At 36.9% G+C, this 23,704-nt stretch carries 23 protein-coding genes; 15 read left to right on the top strand and 8 right to left on the bottom strand.

The genetic code is table 11. The features are described from left to right. The first annotated feature begins 13 nt into the window (after window positions 1-13). From gltS to CBG49_RS10990, 9 genes are all read left to right on the top strand, one after another. Entirely contained in the window at window positions 14-1,240 is a 1,227-nt protein-coding gene (gene gltS, locus CBG49_RS11030; RefSeq protein ID WP_088594512.1) for a sodium/glutamate symporter, read from the top strand. 8 nt (window positions 1,241-1,248) lie between these two features. Next, window positions 1,249-1,566, top strand: coding sequence for an Imm45 family immunity protein (imm45, locus tag CBG49_RS11025; protein WP_088594511.1), 318 nt, complete (start codon window positions 1,249-1,251; stop codon window positions 1,564-1,566). A gap of 105 nt (window positions 1,567-1,671) precedes the next feature. After that, entirely contained in the window at window positions 1,672-2,163 is a 492-nt protein-coding gene (locus CBG49_RS11020) for an SMI1/KNR4 family protein (RefSeq protein WP_088594510.1), read from the top strand. Window positions 2,164-2,278: 115 nt separating this feature from the next. Beyond that, window positions 2,279-5,038, top strand: a complete 2,760-nt coding sequence (locus CBG49_RS11015) for a sodium-translocating pyrophosphatase (protein WP_088594509.1) — start codon at window positions 2,279-2,281, stop codon at window positions 5,036-5,038. An 85-nt stretch (window positions 5,039-5,123) separates the two neighbouring features. Further along, window positions 5,124-7,166, top strand: coding sequence for a M3 family metallopeptidase (locus CBG49_RS11010; protein ID WP_088594508.1), 2,043 nt, complete (start codon window positions 5,124-5,126; stop codon window positions 7,164-7,166). A gap of 15 nt (window positions 7,167-7,181) precedes the next feature. Beyond that, window positions 7,182-7,607, top strand: a complete 426-nt coding sequence (locus CBG49_RS11005) for a PaaI family thioesterase (protein ID WP_088594507.1) — start codon at window positions 7,182-7,184, stop codon at window positions 7,605-7,607. A gap of 4 nt (window positions 7,608-7,611) precedes the next feature. Beyond that, window positions 7,612-8,235, top strand: a complete 624-nt coding sequence (locus tag CBG49_RS11000; RefSeq protein ID WP_088594506.1) for an L-threonylcarbamoyladenylate synthase — start codon at window positions 7,612-7,614, stop codon at window positions 8,233-8,235. Window positions 8,236-8,367: 132 nt separating this feature from the next. Next, on the top strand, window positions 8,368-8,553 hold the full coding sequence (locus tag CBG49_RS10995; protein ID WP_088594505.1) for a hypothetical protein: 186 nt from the start codon (window positions 8,368-8,370) through the stop codon (window positions 8,551-8,553). Between the two features lie 67 nt (window positions 8,554-8,620). Continuing rightward, a complete protein-coding gene (locus tag CBG49_RS10990) occupies window positions 8,621-9,523 on the top strand; it encodes a transposase (RefSeq protein ID WP_088594504.1) in 903 nt (300 codons plus the stop codon). A 393-nt stretch (window positions 9,524-9,916) separates the two neighbouring features. Here CBG49_RS10990 and CBG49_RS10985 read toward each other — a convergent pair whose 3' ends face one another. The 3 genes from CBG49_RS10985 to CBG49_RS10975 form a co-directional block, all read right to left on the bottom strand. After that, window positions 9,917-10,234 (bottom strand): DUF4298 domain-containing protein, encoded by a 318-nt coding sequence (locus CBG49_RS10985; protein WP_088594503.1) that lies wholly within the window; start codon window positions 10,232-10,234, stop codon window positions 9,917-9,919. Window positions 10,235-10,409: 175 nt separating this feature from the next. After that, complete coding sequence (locus CBG49_RS10980) at window positions 10,410-10,817, bottom strand: hypothetical protein (protein WP_088594502.1); 408 nt, start codon at window positions 10,815-10,817, stop codon at window positions 10,410-10,412. After that, window positions 10,810-11,646 (bottom strand): NADAR family protein, encoded by an 837-nt coding sequence (locus CBG49_RS10975; RefSeq protein WP_088594501.1) that lies wholly within the window; start codon window positions 11,644-11,646, stop codon window positions 10,810-10,812. Before CBG49_RS10975 ends, CBG49_RS10980 begins: the two co-directional genes overlap by 8 nt. A gap of 156 nt (window positions 11,647-11,802) precedes the next feature. Here CBG49_RS10975 and CBG49_RS10970 point away from each other — a divergent pair, with 156 nt between their 5' ends. From CBG49_RS10970 to cysK, 6 genes are all read left to right on the top strand, one after another. Then, window positions 11,803-12,162, top strand: coding sequence for a YraN family protein (locus CBG49_RS10970; protein WP_088594500.1), 360 nt, complete (start codon window positions 11,803-11,805; stop codon window positions 12,160-12,162). Between the two features lie 88 nt (window positions 12,163-12,250). Then, window positions 12,251-12,913, top strand: a complete 663-nt coding sequence (locus CBG49_RS10965) for an aspartate kinase (protein WP_088594499.1) — start codon at window positions 12,251-12,253, stop codon at window positions 12,911-12,913. A 6-nt stretch (window positions 12,914-12,919) separates the two neighbouring features. After that, complete coding sequence (gltX, locus tag CBG49_RS10960; protein WP_088594498.1) at window positions 12,920-14,422, top strand: glutamate--tRNA ligase; 1,503 nt, start codon at window positions 12,920-12,922, stop codon at window positions 14,420-14,422. Window positions 14,423-14,668: 246 nt separating this feature from the next. Then, a complete protein-coding gene (locus CBG49_RS10955) occupies window positions 14,669-15,511 on the top strand; it encodes a serine O-acetyltransferase (RefSeq protein WP_088594497.1) in 843 nt (280 codons plus the stop codon). Window positions 15,512-15,581: 70 nt separating this feature from the next. Next, on the top strand, window positions 15,582-15,938 hold the full coding sequence (locus tag CBG49_RS10950) for a four helix bundle protein (RefSeq protein WP_193433067.1): 357 nt from the start codon (window positions 15,582-15,584) through the stop codon (window positions 15,936-15,938). A gap of 48 nt (window positions 15,939-15,986) precedes the next feature. Beyond that, complete coding sequence (cysK, locus tag CBG49_RS10945) at window positions 15,987-16,895, top strand: cysteine synthase A (protein WP_088594496.1); 909 nt, start codon at window positions 15,987-15,989, stop codon at window positions 16,893-16,895. 97 nt (window positions 16,896-16,992) lie between these two features. Here cysK and CBG49_RS10940 read toward each other — a convergent pair whose 3' ends face one another. The 5 genes from CBG49_RS10940 to CBG49_RS10920 all read right to left on the bottom strand — a co-directional run bounded on the left by CBG49_RS10940 (window position 16,993) and on the right by CBG49_RS10920 (window position 23,703). Next, window positions 16,993-18,594: a DUF4139 domain-containing protein gene (locus tag CBG49_RS10940; protein WP_088594495.1), complete on the bottom strand. Its 1,602-nt coding sequence runs from the start codon at window positions 18,592-18,594 to the stop codon at window positions 16,993-16,995. Next, the gene (locus CBG49_RS10935) at window positions 18,595-20,169 is read right to left on the bottom strand and encodes a flotillin family protein (RefSeq protein ID WP_088594494.1); all 1,575 of its coding nucleotides are present in this window, start codon (window positions 20,167-20,169) and stop codon (window positions 18,595-18,597) included. It abuts the gene before it with no gap. A gap of 58 nt (window positions 20,170-20,227) precedes the next feature. Further along, window positions 20,228-22,162 (bottom strand): pentapeptide repeat-containing protein, encoded by a 1,935-nt coding sequence (locus CBG49_RS10930; protein ID WP_088594493.1) that lies wholly within the window; start codon window positions 22,160-22,162, stop codon window positions 20,228-20,230. A 147-nt stretch (window positions 22,163-22,309) separates the two neighbouring features. Next, the gene (locus tag CBG49_RS10925) at window positions 22,310-23,089 is read right to left on the bottom strand and encodes a hypothetical protein (protein WP_157668396.1); all 780 of its coding nucleotides are present in this window, start codon (window positions 23,087-23,089) and stop codon (window positions 22,310-22,312) included. Beyond that, window positions 23,086-23,703, bottom strand: coding sequence for a hypothetical protein (locus CBG49_RS10920; RefSeq protein WP_088595315.1), 618 nt, complete (start codon window positions 23,701-23,703; stop codon window positions 23,086-23,088). Before CBG49_RS10920 ends, CBG49_RS10925 begins: the two co-directional genes overlap by 4 nt. Window position 23,704 lies beyond the last annotated feature (1 nt).

Here is a 23,704-nt window from a genome sequence, read left to right as displayed (position 1 = left end):
AAAACCCAACATAATGAAATCCATTATCATCGACCCTTATTATACCCTAATTATTGCTACCCTTGTATTGCTGGTAGGACGTTTGTTAGTAACAAAAATAAAAATTTTGCGTGATTTCAATATCCCTGAACCCGTAGCAGGCGGACTCTTGGCTGCTGTTATCATTTATCTGTTGTATATCAAATACGAGATTTCATTAGACTTCAATACAAACCTACAAGACGCTTTTATGCTCTTTTTCTTCTCTTCTATTGGGCTCAGCGCCGATTTCTCCCGACTAAAAGCTGGTGGTAAAGGACTTATCATTTTCTTAGGAGTAGTAGCGCTGTTTATTGTAGTACAGAATACAGTAGGAGTTACATTAGCTACAAGTTTAGGACAAAATCCTATTATGGGTTTGATTACAGGTTCTATCACACTTACGGGCGGACACGGCACAGCAGGGGCGTGGGGCAAAATATTAGAGACTGACTATGGTATTAAAGGGGCAACGAGCCTCGGTATGGCTTCGGCTACTTTTGGGTTGATACTCGGCGGACTTATAGGAGGTCCTGTAGCACGAAAATTAGTGAACAAATTAGGAAAAAAACCTGTAGAAAAACAAAATGAAAATGTTGTTGATGCTGTAGTAGAAGTCTTTGAAAATGCAGGTAAACAGCGATTGATTACTTCAAAATCGGCGATAGAAACAATGGCATTGTTTGCCGCTTGTCTGTCGTTTTCAGCTATTATGGTTTCACCTGCCGTAACGGCTTGGTTGCCTGAAAAATTCACCATTCCACAATTTGTATGGGCTTTATTTTTTGGGGTGCTCTTGCGCAATATACTCACCAACGCCTTCAAAGTGAATATGTTCGACCGTGCTATAGATGTATTTGGGAATGCTTCACTCAGTCTGTTTTTAGGCATCGCTCTAATCAACTTAAAACTTTGGGAACTATTTCATATAGCTGTACCAATGTTCATTATCTTAGTCGTACAAACTTTTGTGATGTGCACGTATGCCTATTTTGTTACTTTCCGCTTGATGGGAGCTAATTACGATGCAGCGGTACTCTGTGCAGGACATTGTGGTTTTGGTTTAGGAGCTACCCCTACGGCAGTAGCTAATATGCAGTCAGTTACTGAGCGTTTTGGACCTTCACACAAAGCCTTTTTAATTGTGCCAATGGTAGGAGCGTTCTTTATAGATTTTATCAACGCCTTTATCTTGACTACTTTTATAGGTTTCTTACAATAGTTGTTATAATGAAAAAATTGATAGATTATACAGAAACATCTATTCCAAGAGGAACGGTATTTAAATGTAAAGGAGTATATCCTTATGAAGAAGTTGTGTACTTTCTATTGTGTGAATTAGGTGATAGTTACGGTTTAATGGTAATTTCGGGTTATAAAGCAGGATTAGTTTATGTGCGTTTCCCTAAAGAATCTATACCTGAAGGTTACAAATTCGGACTAAGAGCAGATTGGCTAAAGGGAAATTGGCAAAAATGGGGCTATATAGATTGCCAACTAAAAGATGTTTATATCTGCGAGAATGCCAAAATGTTTTCTTTTAAATAAGTTTTGAACTCTCTATTAAAGATAATATTCAAAAAGAAGTATTGATAGGAGAGGAAATAGATAATGATTTAATTCATAAAATTTGGAATTGGTTAGATTAAAAAAATGGAAAATATACTTTTTTTAGAAGCATTAAAAGCATTACAATGGAATATTTCCACAGATAAATTACCTGATAATTTTCGCGTGGAAGATATAGCTAATGGAAGAATGCAATATACTCCCAAAGAATTTCAAGAATTTATAAACTTGTTCAGTGTGTGTGCTAATCAAGAAGATACAGTATGGTTTCTATCAGCTAAAGATTACCAAAATACTGATGAATCTGCTTTTGATTGGAATGAGTTTGAAAAACAGAGCTTAGAATATGCAGAAAATGACAACGAAAGAAATAAGGTAAGTGAGTTTTGGAAAGCTCATTTGCCTTTTCTTATCTCAGTTAAAAATGGGTATGAATATCTGGCTATAGGAATTGCTAAACATAATTTAGGCAATATTTATCGCGGATATGAGCCAATATATGAAGAAACAGAATTTATAGCCTCTTCTTTTTCTGAATTTAAACAACAATATATCAACAATTGTACTGCATTCTAACTCCTATCTTCTAATTACTATCTTCTAAAAATTAATATTTTTTTAACTATTATTTTTTCGTTACAATTATCTTTCGTACTTTTACGCCCTAAATTTAACTAATTATAATATTTGTATGGATAAAATGATGTTATATTTACCGTTAGTCCTTGCTATTCTTGGACTTATCTTTATGATTGCGAAAGCTTCGTGGGTGAACAAACAAACCACAGGCAACGATCGAATGCAAAGTATTTCCAAAAGTATCAAAGAAGGGGCAATGGCGTTCCTCAATGCTGAGTACCGCATTTTAGGTATTTTTGTGATTATTGCTTCTATTGCTCTGTTTATTGTTTCTCGTATGGTAGAAACTTCTCACTGGCTTATTGTAGTAGCTTTTGTGTGTGGAGCTTTCTTCTCTGCCTTAGCGGGAAATATCGGGATGCGTATCGCTACCAATGCTAACGTACGCACTACCGAAGCAGCTCGCACTAGCTTGCCAAAAGCTTTGAGAGTATCCTTTGGAGGTGGTACTGTAATGGGATTAGGAGTGGCAGGTTTGGCTGTATTGGGCTTGAGCTTGTTCTTTATCCTCTTTGTAAACACTTTTGTAGGAGGAGGCAAACCTTTCTATGACGAAATGACTCTTGTACTCGAAGCCTTAGCAGGTTTCTCACTCGGTGCTGAGTCTATCGCACTCTTTGCTCGTGTGGGTGGTGGTATTTATACCAAAGCTGCCGACGTAGGGGCTGACCTCGTAGGAAAAGTAGAAGCTGGTATCCCAGAAGATGACCCTCGTAACCCTGCTACTATTGCCGACAACGTAGGTGATAACGTAGGTGACGTAGCTGGTATGGGAGCTGACTTGTTCGGTTCGTATGTGGCTACTGTACTCGCTTCAATGGTATTGGGTAACTACGTGATTAAAGATATGGCAACTGCCAATGGTGGTGCTTTCACCGATGCCTTTGGTGGTTTAGGCCCTATCTTATTGCCGTTAGTAATTGCTGGTGTAGGTATCATTGCTTCAATTATTGGTACTTTCTGTGTAGGTATCAAAAACAACGATGCTAAAGAAAAACAAGTACAAAGTTCACTAAATACAGGTAACTATGTAGCTTTAGCACTTACTTTAGTAGCTTGCTATTTTCTTATCAAATATATGTTACCCGAAACTATCCAAATGAGTTTCTTTGGCGAAGGAGTAAAAGAGATTGCAAGTATCAATGTATTCTACGCAACTATCGTAGGTTTGGCAGTAGGCTTACTCATTTCAGCTATTACTGAACACTTTACCGCTTTGGGTAAAAAACCAGTATTGAATATCGTTCGCAATTCATCTACTGGAGCTGCTACCAATATTATTGCAGGTTTGGCAACTGGTATGAAATCTACCTTTGGTTCTGTATTGCTTTTTGCTGTAGCTATTTGGGGTTCTTACTCTTTAGCTGGTTTCTATGGTGTAGCGATTGCCGCATCAGCAATGATGGCAACTACAGCTATGCAATTGGCTATTGATGCTTTTGGTCCTATTGCCGATAACGCTGGTGGTGTAGCCGAAATGAGTGAATTGCCAAAAGAAGTGCGTCAACGTACTGATATTTTAGACTCAGTAGGTAATACTACTGCAGCTGTAGGTAAAGGATTTGCTATTGCTTCAGCAGCTCTTACCGCCTTAGCCTTGTTCGCTGCTTATGTGACCTTTACAGGCATTTCTGGTATCAATATTTTCAAAGCAAACGTATTAGCTGCCTTGTTTATCGGAGGTATGATTCCAGTAATTTTCTCAGCCTTGGCAATGCAATCAGTAGGGAAAGCTGCTATGGATATGGTGAACGAAGTACGTCGCCAATTCCGTGAAATCCCTGGTATTATGGAAGGTAAAGGTACTCCTGAGTATGGCAGATGTGTAGATATTTCTACCAAAGCTGCTTTGCGCGAAATGATGTTACCTGGTGCCATTACTATCATCACTCCTATTGTTATCGGTTTCGTAATGGGTGCTGAAGCTCTTGGTGCTTATATGGCTGGTGTAGCTGTATCAGGAGTTGTATGGGCTATCTTCCAAAACAACGCTGGTGGTGCTTGGGATAACGCTAAGAAATCATTTGAAGCAGGTGTTGAAATCAACGGACAAATGACTTACAAAGGTTCTGACGCTCATAAAGCTGCCGTTACTGGTGATACTGTAGGTGACCCATTCAAAGATACTTCAGGCCCTTCAATGAATATCCTTATCAAACTCACTTGCTTGGTAGGTTTGGTAATTGCTCCTATCTTGGGTGGACATACTGCCGATGCTTCAGGTACTCCTATAGAAGCTCAAATTCGTCAAGGTGAAGGTGAGGGAGTGATGCCTGTGGAAGAAGTAGTAGTTATTGAAGAAGGTAAGCTTAACGCCGATGGTGACTTCGAGTACAATGTAGGTGATTTATTCCAATTGAGCCTTTTTGACAATACAATGTTAGAAGTAGGAAAGAACTCATCTGAAGCACACCTCGTAAAATTGATAGAAGATAAAAACCTTACTACTCCAGAACAGTTCAAAGATAACTGGATTACTTTGGATAGAACTTACTTCAAAACAGGTAGCGATGAACTTACTGAAGGTTCAGAACAACAATTAAAGAACATTGTAGCTATTTTGAAAGCTTATCCTAAAGCTGCTATTCGTTTAGGAGGTTATACTGATAATACGGGTAGTGTTGAAGGTAACAAAAAACTTTCAGAAAGACGTGCTAATTCAGTGCTAAACAAATTGGTAGCATTGGGTGCTAACAAAGCTCAATTGAGCGCTCAAGGTTATGGTGCAGAACACCCTCTTTGTCCTGCTAACGATACTCCTGAGTGCAAAGCTAAAAACAGACGTATCGACATACGTTTGACTGCTAAATAACAGTATTTTAGTTACTATATAACCTCAAAAGGGGTGTTTGAGGAACTTCTTCCTCGAACACCCTTTTTATAATCACCTAAAAACTATGAAATTACTTTTATTTTCAGCAGCTATATTGCTCACTGCTTTGGTAGCCTGCAACGACTCAAAGACTTCAAAAATGACAGAAAACACAGAGAACAATCCGCTATTGGTAGAAAGCACTTTGCCTTATGGAGCTCCCGACTTCTCAAAAATTAAAGACGAGCATTACCGTCCCGCCCTGCTCAAAGGAATGGCTTTGCAAAACGAACGTATTGCAGCTATTGCTAATAGCAACGAAGCGCCTACTTTTGAGAATACAATTATCGCTTTAGAAAAAAGTGGAGTAGAATTGGAACGTGCTTCAGCGGTATTCAATGCTTTAACTGAGGCAAATACTAATGATACCTTAAAAGTATTGCAAAAAGAACTATCACCTAAGTTTGCCGAGCACGCCGATGGCATTCACCTGAACGAAAAACTCTTTGCGCGTATCAAAGCCTTATACGACAAACGTGATAGCTTGAAATTAGATGCTGAATCGCTTAAATTGTTAGAAAATTACTATGAAGATTTTGTAGTAGCAGGTGCTAACCTATCGGCTACTGATAAAGAAACTCTTAAAAAGTACAATAGTGAGTTAGCTTCTTTAGAAACTGATTTTAACCAAACGCTTTTAGAAGGATCGTTGGCAGCTGCTCAAACTATCAATGGTCAGAAAGTAGCGATTGTGAATACTACTCAGCAACCGCTCCTTAGTGAATTAGCCGACCGCAACGCTCGTAAACAATTGTTTGAAGCAAGCTGGAATCGCACCGATGGGGGAGCTCATAGTACCAATGATATTTTAAAACGCATTGCTTTACTACGCGCTAAAAAAGCTGAACTCTTAGGCTTTAAAAACTATGCCGAATGGAGCTTGCAACGCACTATGGCTAAAACACCTGCTGCTATTGCTCAATTCTTTAAAGATTTAGTGCCCGCTTCAGTAGGTAAAGCCAAAGCAGAAGCTAAAGAAATACAAGCGCAAATCGCCAAAACGGGAGGTAATTTTACTTTAGAGCCTTACGATTGGAACTTCTATGCCGAACAAGTTCGCAAAGCTAAATACGACCTCGATGAGAACGAAATCAAACCTTATTTCGAATTGAAAAATGCTCTTGAAAATGGTGTATTCTATGCAGCTACCAAACTTTATGGCATTACCTTTAAAGAACGCAAAGATATACCCGTATATCACCCCGATGTAATAGTGTATGAGCTTTTTGAAGAAGATGGTACGCCATTAGGACTCTTCTATGGCGATTTCTTTGCTCGTGAAAGCAAACGCGGTGGTGCGTGGATGAGCAACTTTGTAAACCAATCGAAGTTATTAGGCACTAAACCTGTTATTTACAATGTGTGCAACTATGTGAAACCTGCCGAAGGTAAACCTGCTTTACTTACTTACGACGAGCTTACAACGCTCTTCCACGAGTTTGGTCACGCATTGCACGGTTTCTTTGCTAACCAACAGTATGCAAGTTTATCAGGAACAGCAGTAGCACGCGATTTTGTGGAGTTTCCTTCGCAATTCAATGAGCATTGGGCTTTGTATCCTGAGGTACTTAAAAACTATGCAGTACATTACGAGACCAAACAACCTATTCCACAAGCACTTATTGATAAGATAAAAAAAGCGAGTACCTTCAATGAGGGGTATGCTTTTACCGAAGTTTTGGCTGCTGCCAATTTAGACTTGCAATGGCATACTATTCCTTCAGATACTATCATCAATAATGTAAGTGATTTTGAGAAGAAAGCCCTTGAAAGAACAGGCTTATGGGTGAAAGAAGTACCTCCAAGATACCGTTCGTCTTACTTTGCTCATATTTTTGGCGGAGGCTATGGAGCAGGCTATTACTCTTACCAATGGACAGAAATGCTTTGCCACGATGCCTACCAATGGTTTGAAGAAAACGGCGGACTCACTCGTGCTAATGGACAACGTTTTAGAGATTTGATACTCTCCAAAGGAAATACAATGGATTACGAAAAAATGTATTTAGCTTTCAGAGGGAAAGCTCCTGCTATTGAGCCTCTACTCAAAGCACGTGGGTTGAAGTAACAAAAAGGATATGCTATGCTCAACAAAGAAACTTTATTACAGAAGTGGCAGGCGTTACCTCCAAACAACTTGATGCGCGATTGGCAAATGGAAATTGCCGAAGTAACCGAAGATAGTGTTACTATAACGATGCCTGTTACCGAGAAAGTTACTCAGGTAGATGGGGTGTTACACGGAGGGGCTACTTTAGCTTTAGCAGAAACAGCAGGCAGCATAGGGGCGTACTTACTTTACCGCAATGATGATGAACAAATTCGAGGTATTGAACTCAGTGCTAATCACTTGAGAGCGGGTAGAGTAGGGGATACCCTTTACGCCAAAGCTGTATGTGTGAATGCAGGACGTACGCTTCAACTTTGGGAAATAAAAGTAACAAATCAGGAGAGAAAACTGATTTCTTATTGCAAATTTACCACTATTAGAATTACCCCTAATATTTAGAACAATGGCTGATTTTATTAAATTATACAACGAAAATCCCAACGAAAAGGAGATTGCTAAGGTAGTGGAAGTGCTTCGTCACGGCGGACTCATTATCTATCCTACTGATACCGTTTACGGTTTGGGCTGTGATATTACCAATACCAAAGCCCTTGAGAAAATTGCTCGCATCAAAGGAGTAAAACTCGAAAAAGCAAACTTTTCATTTGTATGCTCCGATTTAAAAAATCTATCTGACTATGTAAAACAGATAGATACGAGCACTTTCAAACTGTTGAAACGCGCTTTACCAGGTCCTTATACCTTTATTATGCAAGGAAATAACAATCTTCCTAAGGATTTTAAAAAGAAGAAAACCGTAGGGATACGTGTCCCCGATAACACTATTGCGCGTACTATTGTAGAAAAGTTAGGTAACCCTATAGTCTCTACCTCTATTTACGACGACGATGATGTGATTGAGTACACCACTGACCCAGAGCTTATCTTCGAGAAATGGCAAAACCGCGTGGATATCGTTATTGATGGTGGTTATGGTGATAATGTAGCCTCCACCGTCATCGACCTCTCAGGTGATGCACCTGTTGTGCTGCGAGAAGGCAAAGGAGATGTTGATATTGTGTATTAAACAAAAAAATTCAGTATAGTGAGTTGCTATACTGGATTTTTTGTTATTAGAGCTCTTGTTTACTTGTCATCAGGTATTCCTAAGTAATCTATAAATATTTTTACACCTCAAAAAGATAATTTAGCTGTTGATATGCTCAAAAACAATATAGACAACTTAGATAAACTCATCGATAATCTAGAAAAAGACATTGTTTCTATCACTGAGGAAGAGTTTGAAAAACAAGTTCAACTACTTACTTCCATTAAAGGAATAGGCAAAAAAGTTGCTACTACTTTAGTGATTATTACTAATGCAAGTCAAGAGTTGAAAAAGTAGAAAAAAATAAAAGTAGTCTGATAAATCACTATCTTTGTGGTGTCAAAAAAAAAAAAATCAGATATAAATGATAAATCAGACTACGGCGACAAAATTAGTAAAAATATATTTAACAATATGTCAAAAATACGATAATTATTTACAATATTTTTGTCAGCGATTTAGCAATAACAACAAACCTGTATTTACAGATCAAGAAGTTATTACAATTTATCTATTTTGCACTGGTGTTGAACACAAGTACAAAATAAAAGAAATGTATAATTTCATCAAAGATTACTGGCTTGATTGGTTCCCTAAAATACCTTCTTATCAAGCCTTTAATAATCGTTTAAACAGACTTAGCGAAGTCTTTAAGCATATATCTATTGAACAAATTTTAATAGGAATGTCAGAGCAAAGAGAAATGTCTATCAATATTTTAGACTCTTGTCCTATTGTTACTTGTAAAGGAAATGGCAAAGGAAAAGTAGCTCGTGATTTTACTGATAAAAGCTATTGTTCCTCGAAAAAAATGTGGTATTATGGTGTGAAACTACACGCCTTAGGAGCTTATCAAAAAAGTACTCTTCCTTATTTGAAAGATTATATTGTTACCAAAGCTAGTGAAAATGATTTAAGTGTTTTCAAAGAAAATTGGCAAGAGCTAACAGATACTTGTTTTATTGCTGACAAGATTTATCAAAGTGCTGCTGTTAATGAAGTTTTGAAATCAAATAATAGTGAAATGATAACACCTATAAAAATGAAAAAGAACAAGTCAGAAGTATTAAAACAGAGAGATTTTGCTTTTGAATCTTTGTATAATAAGGCTGTTTCATCTATAAGACAACCTATTGAATCGTTCTTTAATTGGTTAAATGAAAAGACTCAGATACAATATGCTGGAAAAGTGCGCTCTAGCAAAGGTCTTTTTGTCCATATCTTTGGAAAAATAGCTACTGAATTACTCTTTGAAAATTTATTTTAAACCTTGATTCGCATTATTAGTAGTGCAAATTTACAAATATTTTTTACACTAACATGTTTTTGATAATAAATACAATATAACCTCGATAAGAAAAGACATTATCAGGTATAAATAAAGCATATTCTAACTATGGATGGGTATATACATCGTATTCGCCACAATTTTCTAAGATACCTCCGTACATACGAAAGTAGCTGGTCTTATCTTTCATTATATTTCTATGATTGTATATACTTTCTTTGTTTTTAAGAGCAAAAGTTTGTCCGTTTACTTGTAGTTTGAAGAATAAGATCCCTTTTTCCCTAGTACTAAGATGAGATATGGAATCGCCCCCAATAGTAGAACCTCTATGACTACCCCTTTCTTCTACTTTAAAATGTTTAAGTTTTGAAATTACTCATTCCACTTTCTAGCATTGATGCTCTCCAATAGCGGTTGGAAACCGTCAGCAAGGTCGAACTGAGTGCCTATAGCGTCAAAAATAGCATCTTGGGTGAGTACCCATTGTGGTACCTCATCTGGTATTTTGCCGTCATTGCTATCGAAATAGTCTTCTCGCCATTGAGGGCTGTCGTAATATGCCTCCAAAGCCTCATACTCGGGTTGTATGGCTTTCCATTCTTCTAAAAGAGTTTCAGCTTTGCTAAGAATACCCTCCAATCGCAAGAGGATATCGTTCATTTTCTTGATATTTTCGTATCGTTCATTCATTTTAATATTATTTTTAGCTATATTCTACTTCAAACTTATTATTTCTATATCACAGAAAGACTATTTAAAAAGTCTCAAAATCGTATTTGCATCGCTACACTTTGCCAAAGTTTTTAGACTTTGGCAAAGTTAAAGCTAAAAAGAACTCATTTTCTTATTAAACTCATATTAAAGACTAAATTTCAGGAAAAATAATCTCTTTAGGAATGAAAGTATAGTCTTCTTTATTGATAACTTGAACCTCTTTTAAGTAATTTTCTTTAGAAAACTTAAAACAATAAGGTTTGTCTCTCAAAAAATCCCATTGAACAATAGCTTCTGAATGTGTTACCTTAATTGTTGTCCATCCTCCATCGTCTGCAACACCACAAGCACAAGTAAACAATAGATATTCACCACTTTGTAAGCTACTTTTATATAATTCAGTGGGGACTATCAGTATATCTTCAAAATCAGGATAAGTAGCTATATCCTCATCGTCAATGAAAAGCTGTAGATAACTACAATTTTCAAAACGAATACTATCGCGAATAAGGTATTCATCTTCTTTTAGTGTAACTACATTGATTTTGAGTCTATTCATTTCTATTTTTCAGCAAATGTACGTTTTTATAAAGTTTTCTAATCTCATCTCTCACTTCCATCAGGGCAAATCCCAAAAGGTTTTTGCCACGCCACGAGGCGATGTTATGTGCTTTCTCATTCTCTTTGCCAAATCCTATCCCCCAAATAGCATCCATCGGGCTGGCTTCTACCAGTATTTTATCACCAGTAGAGAGCAAAAAGTCCATCATTTCCTTATTCTGAGTGAATTTGTAGTAATTCCCATTCAGTACGATGCTATATTTTGCTTTGTCCCACACCTGAGGGTCAAAGTTACGCACTTTCCTTCCTAAGGCTTTCATCAGTTTAGGGTCGGAAGTATTCATTATTTCTTCCTCCACCTCTTCATCTCCAAACAAACGCGCTTTTTCAGCCATCATATACTGCTCAGCACAATAATATTTATCAGCATCTACAGAAAAAGGTGAGGGTTGCCATTGCGAAAAACAAGATTCATCTACTACCTCTGCATTGGGTTTCCAAAAGAAAACAAACTTGAGCTTCTTTGCCGAATTGATAAAAGTCGCTTTAGAATATTTATAAGCCCCCTTAGGTTGCCAAACTGGAATTCCTTCGTAGTAATAATCCTCCTCGTCATCTATATCTTGGTCATCCTCTTCCCATCTGTTGTAATGCCAAAAACAAGGATACGGAAAAAGTGCTTGGTACTCTTTTTGTTGTGCTGGAGTAAGGGACTCATACCAGTCCCAAAACTTGTATTTATAATCTTCGCCAGCGCCCATACGCCAGCCTATCGTAAATTCAGTATAAGCAGGGAATGCAATCCACTGCGGTGCCATATAATCCATAACTAAAATATTAAGTATTAAGTATTAACAATGGGGCAAAAATAACAATAATTAGTCAATTTGCCAATTTTCTAATTAGCAAATTTGCTCATTTACTAATTAGTTGCTACTTTTGCCTCTCCTAAACCCTAACACCTGAAACCTAACACCTAAACTATGGCAGCACATAATGATTTTGGAAAAGAAGGTGAGCAAGATGCTGTAAACTTCCTTATAGAAAATGGTCATACTATTTTAGAACGCAATTTTAGATTCGGTCACGCCGAGATTGATATAATTTCTCGAAAGGACAATATTTTACACATTGTAGAGGTAAAAACTCGTAATTCAAGTGCTTATGGCGAACCCGAATCGTTTGTAAACCAACAAAAAATAGACCTCTTAGTGAAAGCTACCAATTATTATATAGAAAAAACTAACTTAGATTTAGAGGTACAATTCGATATTATTTCAATCGTAAAAAACAATGTTGAGTTTACTATCAACTATATTGAGGATGCTTTTTATCCATTCTAAGAATGTTAAATAAATATAATTTTTTGCCCTATATTGTTATAGAATTATTTTTTTTAGTACTTTTGTAACAAATTTAAGCCTCAGCAAAATGAAAACAGTAGCCTCAGCCGTTGAACAATACATCAAATCAAAACCCTTTTTGCAAACTGCCCTCTCTCAAGGGATTATCAACCTCACGTCGCTCGCAAGGGTGATTCGCAAAGATATACAAAGCGAAACCACCACACGCGAAGTGCGTAATGGGGCTATAGTAATGGCTCTCAAACGATTATCAGTAGATATGGAATTCCGCTCTACGCATCGTATTGTAAAAATATTGAAGAATATAGGCGATATTATCGTGCGCTCCAATCTTACCGATTATACTTTCTTGTTATCGGATACTTTTATGAACAATCAAGCTGAATTGCTTCAAAAAATTCGAAACAACAAAGATGCATTCTACGCCGCTACTCGTGGGGTGAACGAAACCAATCTCATTGTAAGTAGTACAATGGAGGGTCTTGTAGAAGATATTTTTAAAAAAGAACGACTGTTGCACAAATTCACTAATTTGGGGGCTATCAGTGTGAAATTACCTGAAGAAAACATCTCAGTACCAGGTATTTATTATTTCATCTTCCAACGCTTAGCGTGGGAAGGTGTGAGTATGAACGAGGTAATTTCTACCGCCAATGAATTTACTATCGTAATCCCCGAATACCACGTGGATATTGCTTTTAAAGTGATTAAAGATTTAAAATTATTATAAAAATAAATGGTTAGAGTTAGATTTGCTCCAAGTCCTACAGGAGCATTGCATATTGGAGGCGTGCGTACCGCCTTATTCAATTATTTATTCGCCAAAAAACACGGTGGCGACTTCTTACTTCGCATTGAAGATACCGACCAAAATCGCTATGTACCAGGTGCTGAGCAGTACATCATCAACTCACTGAACTGGTTAGGGCTTACTTACGACGAGGGGGTAGGCAAAGAGGGCAAACACGCTCCCTACCGCCAAAGTGAACGCAAGCCGCTCTACAAACAATACGCCGATGCTCTTATTGAGAACGGTTGGGCGTATTACGCTTTTGATACCGCTGAGGCATTGGATAACGCGCGCAAAGAGGCTGAAGCCAAAGGGGAAACTTTTATATACAACTGGGCGACACGCGATACTTTGCAAAACTCTCTATCGCTGAGTACTGAAGAAGTACAACAACGCCTACAACGCGGTGATGAGTACGTAATTCGCTTCAAAATGCCCCACAACGAACAGTTGAAAATGAACGATATGATTCGTGGGGAAGTAACTATCGACACGAGTACCTTAGACGACAAAGTGCTCTTCAAAAGTGACGGAATGCCTACTTACCACTTAGCAAACATCGTAGACGACCACCTAATGGAAATTACTCACGTAATACGCGGTGAAGAATGGTTGCCTTCTATGGCTTTGCACCTAATGCTCTACCGCGCTTTCGGTTGGCAAGCTCCTGCTTTTGCTCATTTGCCTCTTATCCTCAAACCTGTGGGGAATGGCAAACTCAGCAAACGCGATGGTATCAAACTCGGTTTTCCTGTCTTCCCAATGGATTGGACAGAGAATGGCGAAACGTTAAAAGGATTTAGTGGGGAAGGTTATTTTCCTGAAGCTCTTATCAACTTTTTAGCACTTTTAGGGTGGAATCCAGGGAATGATGAGGAGATTTTCTCAATGGAACAACTCATTCAACTGTTTGACTTGGAGAAAGTACACAAGGCTGGGGCTCGCTTCGACCCTGAGAAAATCAAATGGTTCAACCACCAATATTTGCAAATGAAACCCAATGCCGAATTGGCTACCCTTTTCCAAAAAGATCTTACTGAAAGAGGTGTAACTGCCCCAATTGCTACAGTAGAAAAAGTAGTTGGGCTCATCAAAGAGCGCGCTTCCTTTGTAAGTGATTTCTGGGAACTCTGCAAATTCTTCTTTGAAGCACCTACCCAATACGACGAAAAGGCAATTAAAAAACAATGGAAAGAACAAACTCCTACCATTGTGAAAGAAGTAGCTGAAGTACTCCAAAATACTGCTAATTTTACTTCAATTGCCTTAGAAGAGGCGGTAAAGCAATATATGGAAACAAAGGGCTTAGGCTTTGGTCAGGTAATGCCTCCATTGCGCTTGGCATTAGTAGGTGAACTCAAAGGTCCTCACGTATTCGATATTATAGAGGTTATAGGTAAAGAAGAAACACTACGCCGTTTGGACGCAATTCTTTCTGCTGAAAAATAAAAAAAAATGAAATAATTTTTCACTTTTTATTTGGTAGTTAGAAAAATATTCTTACCTTTGCCCCATCAAATAGAACAATATTATATGACATTGTACACTTTAAACATAATGACGATGTGTTGCACACTCAATTTGAGCAGTGCAAGGCTCGTTATTTCTTAAAGATATGTCAGTTACTATATTTTAACAAACGAAATAACAACCCCCACTGCTTTATAAAGGTAGTGGGGGTATTTTTTTATAACGATGACAAAAATAAATTGTACTGAGAGTCTCATCAACGAACTCTATCACGAAAGTAAAAACATCAAACATCACGTAAGCAAACAGCGTATTACACGCTTTGTAAACGACCTTTTTCAGTTCTTATTTCTTATTGACGAACGCACTTGCTTATCAAAAGTGAGTATAGAAGCCCGCTATGAGGAATTGCGTTGGGATTTTATCAATATTGTAGACGATTTTCTGCTAAACGAATCTCAAAAAGCAAAAACAACCGATTATTACGATTGCATTTTGCCTAATATCTATCAGCAATTGCGAGAAGACGCTCAGTATTTTATCGATAGCGACCCTGCAGCAACTTCTATCAGAGAAGTACAAATCACCTACCCTGGTTTCTTTGCTATTATGGTATATCGCATTGCTCACGAATTGTGCTTGCGCAAAGTACCTCTCTTGCCGCGTATGCTCACTGAATACGCTCATAGCAAAACGGGTATCGACATTCACCCAGGGGCAAGCATTGGAGTCCCTTTTATGATTGACCACGGTACAGGTATTGTAATTGGAGAAACTACAGTAATAGGCAACTACGTAAAAGTATATCAAGGAGTTACCTTGGGGGCTCTCTCAGTATCAGTAGATAAAGCTCATACCAAGCGCCACCCTACCATTCAGGATAATGTGGTGATATACTCTGGTGCTACTATTTTAGGTGGTGAAACCGTAATAGGACACGATAGTATCATCGGCGGGAATGTATGGCTCACCAATAGCATCGAACCTTTTACTAAGGTTTTCCACAAAAGTCAGATTATTGTAAAGGACAACGAAGTATATGAAGAACCGATTAATTTTGTTATCTGATTAGAAATTAGAAGTTAGAAATTAGAAGTTAGAAATTAGAAGTTAGAAATTAGAAATTAGAAATTAGAATATGAGTAAAATAAAATCTTTTAAGGAGCTTATTGTATGGCAAAAATCTATTTTGTTAGTAAAATTAATATATCAGCTAACTTACTATTTTCCTACAGAAGAGAAATTCGGTCTTACTTCACAAATCAGACGTTGTGCAGTATCTATACCCTCCAATATTGCTGAAGGTTGGGGAAGGAATAGTAGCAATCACTTTCAATACTTTTTAAGTGTTTCTCAAGGTTCACTGAGTGAGTTAGAAACACAATTAATTATTGCAAAAGAACTAGGATTTGTTCAATCTTATAAGGAAATAGAAGATTTAATATTAGAAATAGGAAAGATGCTCTCCACTATGCGTCATCAAACTAACTCCTAATTCCTAATTTCTAACTCCTAAACACGTAACTAATAAATAATTTATATAATGGCGTACAAAAATGTTTTAGAAGTCATCGGGCATACTCCCGAGGTGAAAATCAACAGATTGTTTGGCAATGATGCCAACGTATTCATCAAATTAGAGCGCTTAAACCCTGGTGGTAGTATCAAAGATCGTATTGCGCTCGCTATGGTTGAAGATGCCGAAGCTAAAGGCATCCTCAAAAAAGATAGTGTGATTGTAGAGCCTACCTCTGGCAACACAGGAGTGGGCTTGGCATTAGTAGCGGCTGTAAAGGGCTATAAACTCATCGTGGTAATGCCTGAATCAATGAGTATTGAACGCCGCAAGTTGGTAGCCGCTTATGGCGCCGAAGTAGTACTCACGCCTAAAGAAAAAGGTACGGGGGGAGCGGTCGCTAAAGCTTTGGAAATAGCCGAAGGCAAACCTAACTATTGGGTACCTCAACAGTTTAAAAACCCTGCTAATCCTGATGTACACGAAAAAACAACTGCTCAGGAAATACTAAAATCTTTCCCCGAAGGTTTTGACTATTTCGTAACGGGAGTAGGTACTGGCGGACATATCTCTGGGGTGTCAAAAGTGCTCAAACAACACTTCCCTAACCTCAAAACTGTAGCTGTAGAACCCGATCAATCGGCAGTGTTGAGTGGTGGTGCTCCAGGTCCTCACGCCTTACAAGGATTGGGCACTGGCTTCATACCCGATAACTATAACCCTGCTGTAGTAGATGAAGTTATCCCTATCTCTAAAGAAGAAGCCTTTGATTACGCCCGCCGATTGGCTAAAGAAGAAGGTATCTTAGGAGGTATCTCTACAGGTGCTGCTTTAGCTGCTGTTGCTAAAGTACTCAAAAAAGACCCAAAAGCGCGTATCCTCACTGTAAATTACGACACAGGAGAACGCTACTGGTCAGTAGAAGGACTTTTTTAGTGAAAAGTGAAAAGTCCTAATAACTAAAAAGCAGTTGGATACTTATTTTATCCAACTGCTTTTTTGTAACTTGTCATTCGTATTTCGTCATTCGTCATTACAAATTTCCGATTACTTCATTTTTAGGGTATTTTACCTTATAGCTAATGCGGAATTTTTTAGTTTCACCTGCTTTGAGGTTGGTATCCCAAGTGAGTATACCCGTTTCCTTATTCACTTCAGCTTTTGAAGCTTCTAAGAGTTCTATTTGTATCTTATCATCAGTAGTAAGTGGGTATTGGTCTTTTAGTTTCAGATCTATAGCCTCTTTTTTATTGTTCTTAACGGTAATTTCGTAGGTAAAAGTCTGCTCTTTATAGCTGGAAATAAACTTAGTTGCCGATTTATCAGCTATTTTTTCGCGTTTTACACTTATCTTCTTATCATTACCCATAGTGAGTTGCATACTCTCTGAGGTTTGATTAGGATCTATCAGTGTTTTGCCTACATACATATCTTCAAAAATCACATTTGCCTGACCAGTAAGCAGGTTATACTGCGAATAATCGTCAACCGAAGCTACTAAATACACCCCATTATCTATACGCGGTGCAGTGTAATACTCATATTTAGCTTTGATTTTAAGCTCTTTGAGTGATACACTGTGCTCTTTGTTGTTAGAGAGTATATCATAAGGCGTAGTAATCTCAAACGAGGTATTGAGTTGATTTTCGTTTAGATTTGTATAATCGGAAATAGTAGCTTCTTCTTGTATCTGTTCTACCACTGCATCTTTTTTGACTGCTCCTGAACGATAGGCATTAGCTCTCACGTAGTCGTAGTCGCGATCATATCGTCTGCCAAAATAGAGATACCACGCTTTTAGTAGCGTAAATTGATTATTCTGATTAGGATTACCACTAGAAAGACTCAGTTTGATATGCTTCCAATCTACCCCAGTGTTTTGTCGCACTTGCGCCTTATACACCAAATTGATAGGTTGAGAGATATTATCGGCACGCAGGTCATAAAAAGGTACCCACGACGCATTGGGGGTTATATAACTCACACTGAAATCAGCTTTAACAGGAGCATCAACCATTACTTGCAACACCAATTTGCCATCAGAAAGCGTTTCTTCTTTAGTAACTTCTCCTTTAAGACGTTGTTCCAAATTGTAACGAAGACTGCGCAATTTGTTTTGCTTATCGGTCATCGCATCTATTTTGTCGAGAGAAGTGGTCATCTTATCCTTTGAATAGTCGAGAAACTTAGCGTACTCAGCTACATTAAGTCCGGTACCACCTCCTAACACCGATTTGTTTTCTTTGATAAGCTCTACCACCTGCTTTTCAGCAGCAATTTGGTTGCTGAGTTTATCGATTTGAGAAGTCAGCAAGTCGATACTATCTTTCACTTGTTTCGATTTGGGCAAGAGGTTGTCACCATCAGTAGTATACTGAGTGGTAAATTGAGCCGAAAGTACCGTTACATTTTTAGGAGCTACAATGCGAAGCGTATTCTCATTCAGTCTATTAGCAACGTTTTTCACTACAATTTCATTCGTACCCTTGTTGAGGTTCGCACTAAAATAATGAGTAAGTTCAGCTGAATTGAAATATACTGTAGCTGCATCGAGTTTAGCATTAGCGAACTGCGCTTTTTGCGCTAACACAAAAGCTGAACTAAACAATAAAATATAGGTAATAAACTGTTTCATCTACGCATTATTCGTTTTTTGTTTCTCGTCATTCGCAATTCGTCCCTCATCATTCGTAATTTGTTTTCCTTCCTTAGCCAAGTAAGTAGGGAGATTCAATCCTGCCATATTAAAGAGGTCGTTGAGAGGTGGGACAGTTTTCATCATCCCCGATACGAAATTGGCAGTGGAGTTATTGCCATCTTCACCTTTGCCAGAATCCCATACTGTAATCTTATCGATTTTGATATTCTTAACAGCTTCCACTTGGGTTTTAACGAGTTCAGGCAACTTCTCGATAAGGAGCAATTGGAATGCTTTGGTAGGGTCGCCCCCTGCTGCACTAACCACATCTTTATAACCTTCAGCTTGTTTGGTAAGGATTTGGAAGAGACCTTTTGCTTCAGCTTCCATTTTAGCGTAAATAGCATCGGCTTCCCCTTTAGCTTTCTCGCGGAGGCGTTCAGCTTCAGCTTGTGCCTCGATAATAGCGCGCTGTTTGTCAATTTCAGCAGGGACAATGATATTTGCCACTTGGGTAGCACGTTCGCGTTCAGAACGAGCAGTTTCAGCTTTTTCTTCAGCTGAATAGGCTTCTTCTAAGGCTTTAGCTTGTTGTACTTTTTCAGCCGAAATAGCAATACGCAACGATTCGGCTTCTTTTTCACGGCGTAGCGCTTCAGAGTTAGCAATCGCAATTTTAGCCTCGTTTTCCCCTCTGATAGCCAAGGCATTGGCTTCTGAAATTTTGATACGACTATCGCGGTCGGCTTCTGCTTTACCGATAGACTCAAACTTCTTAGCTTCGGCAATCCCTACAGTTTCATCTTTCTTAGCCTCGGCGATGCTAATCTCTTTATCTTTTTGAGTGATAGCGATTTTCACATCTCTATCGCGGTGTGTTTCGGCTATTTGGGTATCTTTCTCACGGTCGGCAAGGGCTTTACCAGTTTCCCCTATTTTCTCTTGTTCAGCCACACTAATTTTTGCCTCGTTGATAGCTTTCGCAGCCGCTTCTTTACCAAGAGCTTCAATATAACCCGACTCGTCTTTGATATCGGTTACGTTTACGTTGATGAGTTTTAAACCTATTTTTTTGAGCTCACTATCTACGTTTTTAGAGATGTTTTCGAGGAACTTATCGCGGTCGGAATTGATTTCCTCAATAGTCATAGTAGCGATAACCAAACGCAACTGACCGAAAAGAATATCTTTTGCCAACTCTTGAATTTGCTCAGGTGAGAGCCCTAAGAGGCGTTCGGCAGCTGCATTCATATTCTCGTGTTCGGTAGAAATCGCAATCGTAAAACGACAAGGTACATCTACGCGAATATTCTGACGGCTCAACGCATTGGTAAGGTTTGCCTCGATAGAAAGCGGACGCAAATCTAAATAAGCATAATCCTGAATCACAGGCCATACAAAGGCGCCACCCCCGTGGATACATTTGGCAGATGAACCGCCGGTTTTACCGTAGATTACGAGAATTTTGTCGGACGGACAGCGTTTATAGCGCGCCACGAGCGATGAGATAGTAACGAAGAGGACAACCGCCAAAATAACGATAAGTCCAATTGGTGAAGTGAATGTTTCCATTAAAATATTGTTTTAAATTAAATAATTAACAAATGTTGCGACAAAGATAAAGAATAAGTTACGATTTACCAAATTTTCTAAAGGCTTGAATGGTTTGGTAATAGCCGTAACCTATAAATATACGACCTATAAAAAGTAGTAAATAAGGAAATCCTTTCAACCTTATACCGATAATTTCTAAATTAACCCACTTAGTTAGATTGAAAACATCAACTAATGAGGTTATGAAGTTTGAAATCCCGCGATAGCTTGTATCAAGTTCTATATCATCATTCATAGCTACAAGAACTACCAAATAAGATAAAATTCCTACTAATAAAGAAAAATTAACCCCTACTACCCAGTTTGTGTCAAATTCATTAGAATTCTTATTTAACCATAGTATAATTTTGTCTTTTTCAATAGGTAAATATAAAAGTAACATACTAAATAACAGTACTATATATGCACTTATTAAATACCAAAAATTTTCAATATTATATATATAGACATATAATAACACAATAGCAATACCTAATAAAATTATAGGCATATAATAATTTTGTTTAATAGGATTTCTATTTTTTAATGACACCTTATTTTTTATTACTATCCCTAAAATTATAAGACTTGTAAAAATAGCTGAAGCTATATAGAAGATGGGACATTTTGATATTGCCCACAAAATGTTGAAAATAAATATCAATAATTGTCCTACATTAAGAATAGGTTCCTCTCTGAATTTCTCTATAAATGTTTTTCTATTTTTAGGAGGGCTTTTTTTATTTGTTTCTTCTCGTTTCTCTTCTAAGTAAACATTCATTTCTTTTTCATAAAAACAAAGTCCTTCAACCTTATTATTTTGTTTGTAGAAATTATCCTTAATAATACGATAAGTTTCTCGAATTTGCTTATAAACAGATGGTACAGTTCCTTCTTTTCTATGTTTGCTAAAATCATCTTTGTATCTAGTAAACTTAGAAATATTTTTATCTTGTATAGAAATATTCCAAAAATTAAGATTACAATTAAAGTTAGCTCGTGAAATATCTAAACCTTTTTCAAATTTAGCACTTTCAAAGTTGATATAGCTGTTTTTATCTACTTTGTTATAAATAAATTGAGTTTCTCCTTTAAAAGTAGTATTTGAAAAAATAGCTCTATCTAAGAAATCAGTAGTATGAAACTGTTGGTCGTCTTTAAAAGTTACTAAATAAAAATCCGCTAACCCATTAAATGAAGTATTAGAGAAATCTACATTGCTATTAAATATAGCTTCATGAAATCTTACATTTTTCTCAAATTTTGCGTTGTTAAATGTAACAACACCAAACAAAACTCTTGAAAAGTCAATCTCTTTTTTTTGTTTTTCTTCTATATTATCTTTTGGATCATTTTTAAATTTTACATTGGAAAAATTAATTTCTCCCTTTAGAATAGCTCCTTTAAAATAGACATTTTCTTCAAATATTGTATCTGAAAAACTTATATTTGATCTTACATTAATATTCTCACAAAAAACATCTCCATAAAAATGACTCTGCCAAAAATTATTATCAAGACCTTCAAATCTTGATTCAGAAAAAACAGATTTTGAAGAAAAAGTTGTACCCCAAAAATTAGTATTACCTTTGAATATACAATTAACAAAACTAACACCTTTTTTCAGGATACTTTTGCCAAAAATCACTGCTTCCACAAAGATACAATTAATAAAACTTACATTATTGTCAAAAGAATAGTATTTAAATTCTATCCCCTTATTAAAAGTTATATTATTGAATATTATAGGAGAATTCCAGTTATCTCCATTATTATATGACAAATAATCATCTACAATAATTTTGTAGTTCTCAGGATTAAAATTACTGATAATCTCAGATATTACATTTATTGGATCAATAGGGGCATTTGAGAACTCTCCAATCCAAATCTCTGTTTTATCATTGTCAGGATTATACTCTTCTCTTTTTATATATTTTTTTAACTTTTCATTCATAGAATATTTCTTCATTTATAGTCAAACATAAATAGATTGCAAATAAATAATCATATTTTTAAGGGCGTTTGCAAAACGCCCCTACATAACATACTCTAAAAGTAATTGATTTTTAGAGCAATAACTTTGGCAAAGTGTGAAACTTTGCCAAAGTGTAGCGACTCAATTTCTCTTACTATAGTGCTTTTCATAGTAATCTTTAAATTCTTTTACTTGAGCTTCAGTATAATGAAATAAACCATAACCTTCTTTTAGAGGGCGTTCTACTATGTAATAGTAGGTGTTTTTATCTAAATCCTTTACTAAATGAACTGAAATAAAAAAATCATTACTCCCTGTAATACATATTTCATAGTTCGTGAGTTTTAAGTATTGCGATGCGTAGTTATCAGCGCGCTGTTGCCAAGTCAGCTTGGATGGCAGCGTAATATTTCCAAGACTACTATAGTTTTTGTTAAGGATTATCTTAAAGTAATTGGCTAATACTTTTGCATAAGTAACTTTTTGTAAATCTTTTGAATGGTCGCCTGTAGTTTTGAGAAGATAGATTTCACTTTCTGATTTTTTATACACATAATAAGTGTTAGTCTTATTCTTTTTTACCTCCCCTTCATCACGGCAATAACCTGAATGTTCTACTTTTTGAATGTGGAAACTAATATATTCCTCACTGATTTTTTTATAAGTACCATAAAAGGTGGTAAAACAATCATTTCCACACGGGGCTGAATACCACGATTTAAAATTTCCATCGGTAGATAACTGTAGGTGATCACCATAACTCCAATCGGGATTTTCGGGTTTTGTAAGGATATAAAAATCTTCCTTATTAACATTATCTCCTAATATGTTGTTAATCTCCCATTTAGCACCTATAAGGTCTTGAGCAGAAAGTATTCCTACCCAGAGAAAGTTGAGTGTTATTAAAAGTGTTTTCATCATTGTTTTTTCTTCTTTGTTTTACAATTAATTTCAAATACTCCCCAAATGCCCTTGAGTCCGTATTTTTTTATAGCTTTAGCACCTTCTGAATAGTAGGCTTTGAATTTGCCTTTATCATATTTTTCCAATAGATTTTTTATTTCCTCATTATCTTCACTGAGTAACTTGCCATTCAGATAGAACAAGCTCCATATTCGGGGATAGTCGTTGCCAAATACTGCTTTGATAGCACTCTCGGAATAATAAGGTCGGTCTTCCCCCGTTAGTCGCAATTCATCTTTGGAGACAACTTCAATAGGGTGATCGAGAAAGAGCGCTACAAGTTCGTTGTTATGTAGCTTTATCCCTACTACTTTATCAGGTTGAGATTTATCGTCATTGTTAAGCAAGCGTATTTTCTTCCCTTCTTTTACATAAGGATAACAATAAGTTCGATCCAATATTAATGGTTCTACAATACATAAGGTATCTTGCTTTAACACAAGTTGGTGAGAGATATTGATCACTTTCCTTTGCTCTTTTTTGTCTCTAATAACATAAGTGTAATAAGTCTCTCCCTTAGATTGCGAAAAAGTGTAAAATGGCAAAAAGAATAGCAAAAATAGATATTTCATT

Source organism: Capnocytophaga endodontalis, assembly GCF_002209445.1.
GTDB lineage: Bacteria > Bacteroidota > Bacteroidia > Flavobacteriales > Flavobacteriaceae > Capnocytophaga > Capnocytophaga periodontitidis.
Note: the sequence above shows the minus strand (reverse complement) of the source record. Positions and strands in the feature narration are given on the sequence as shown.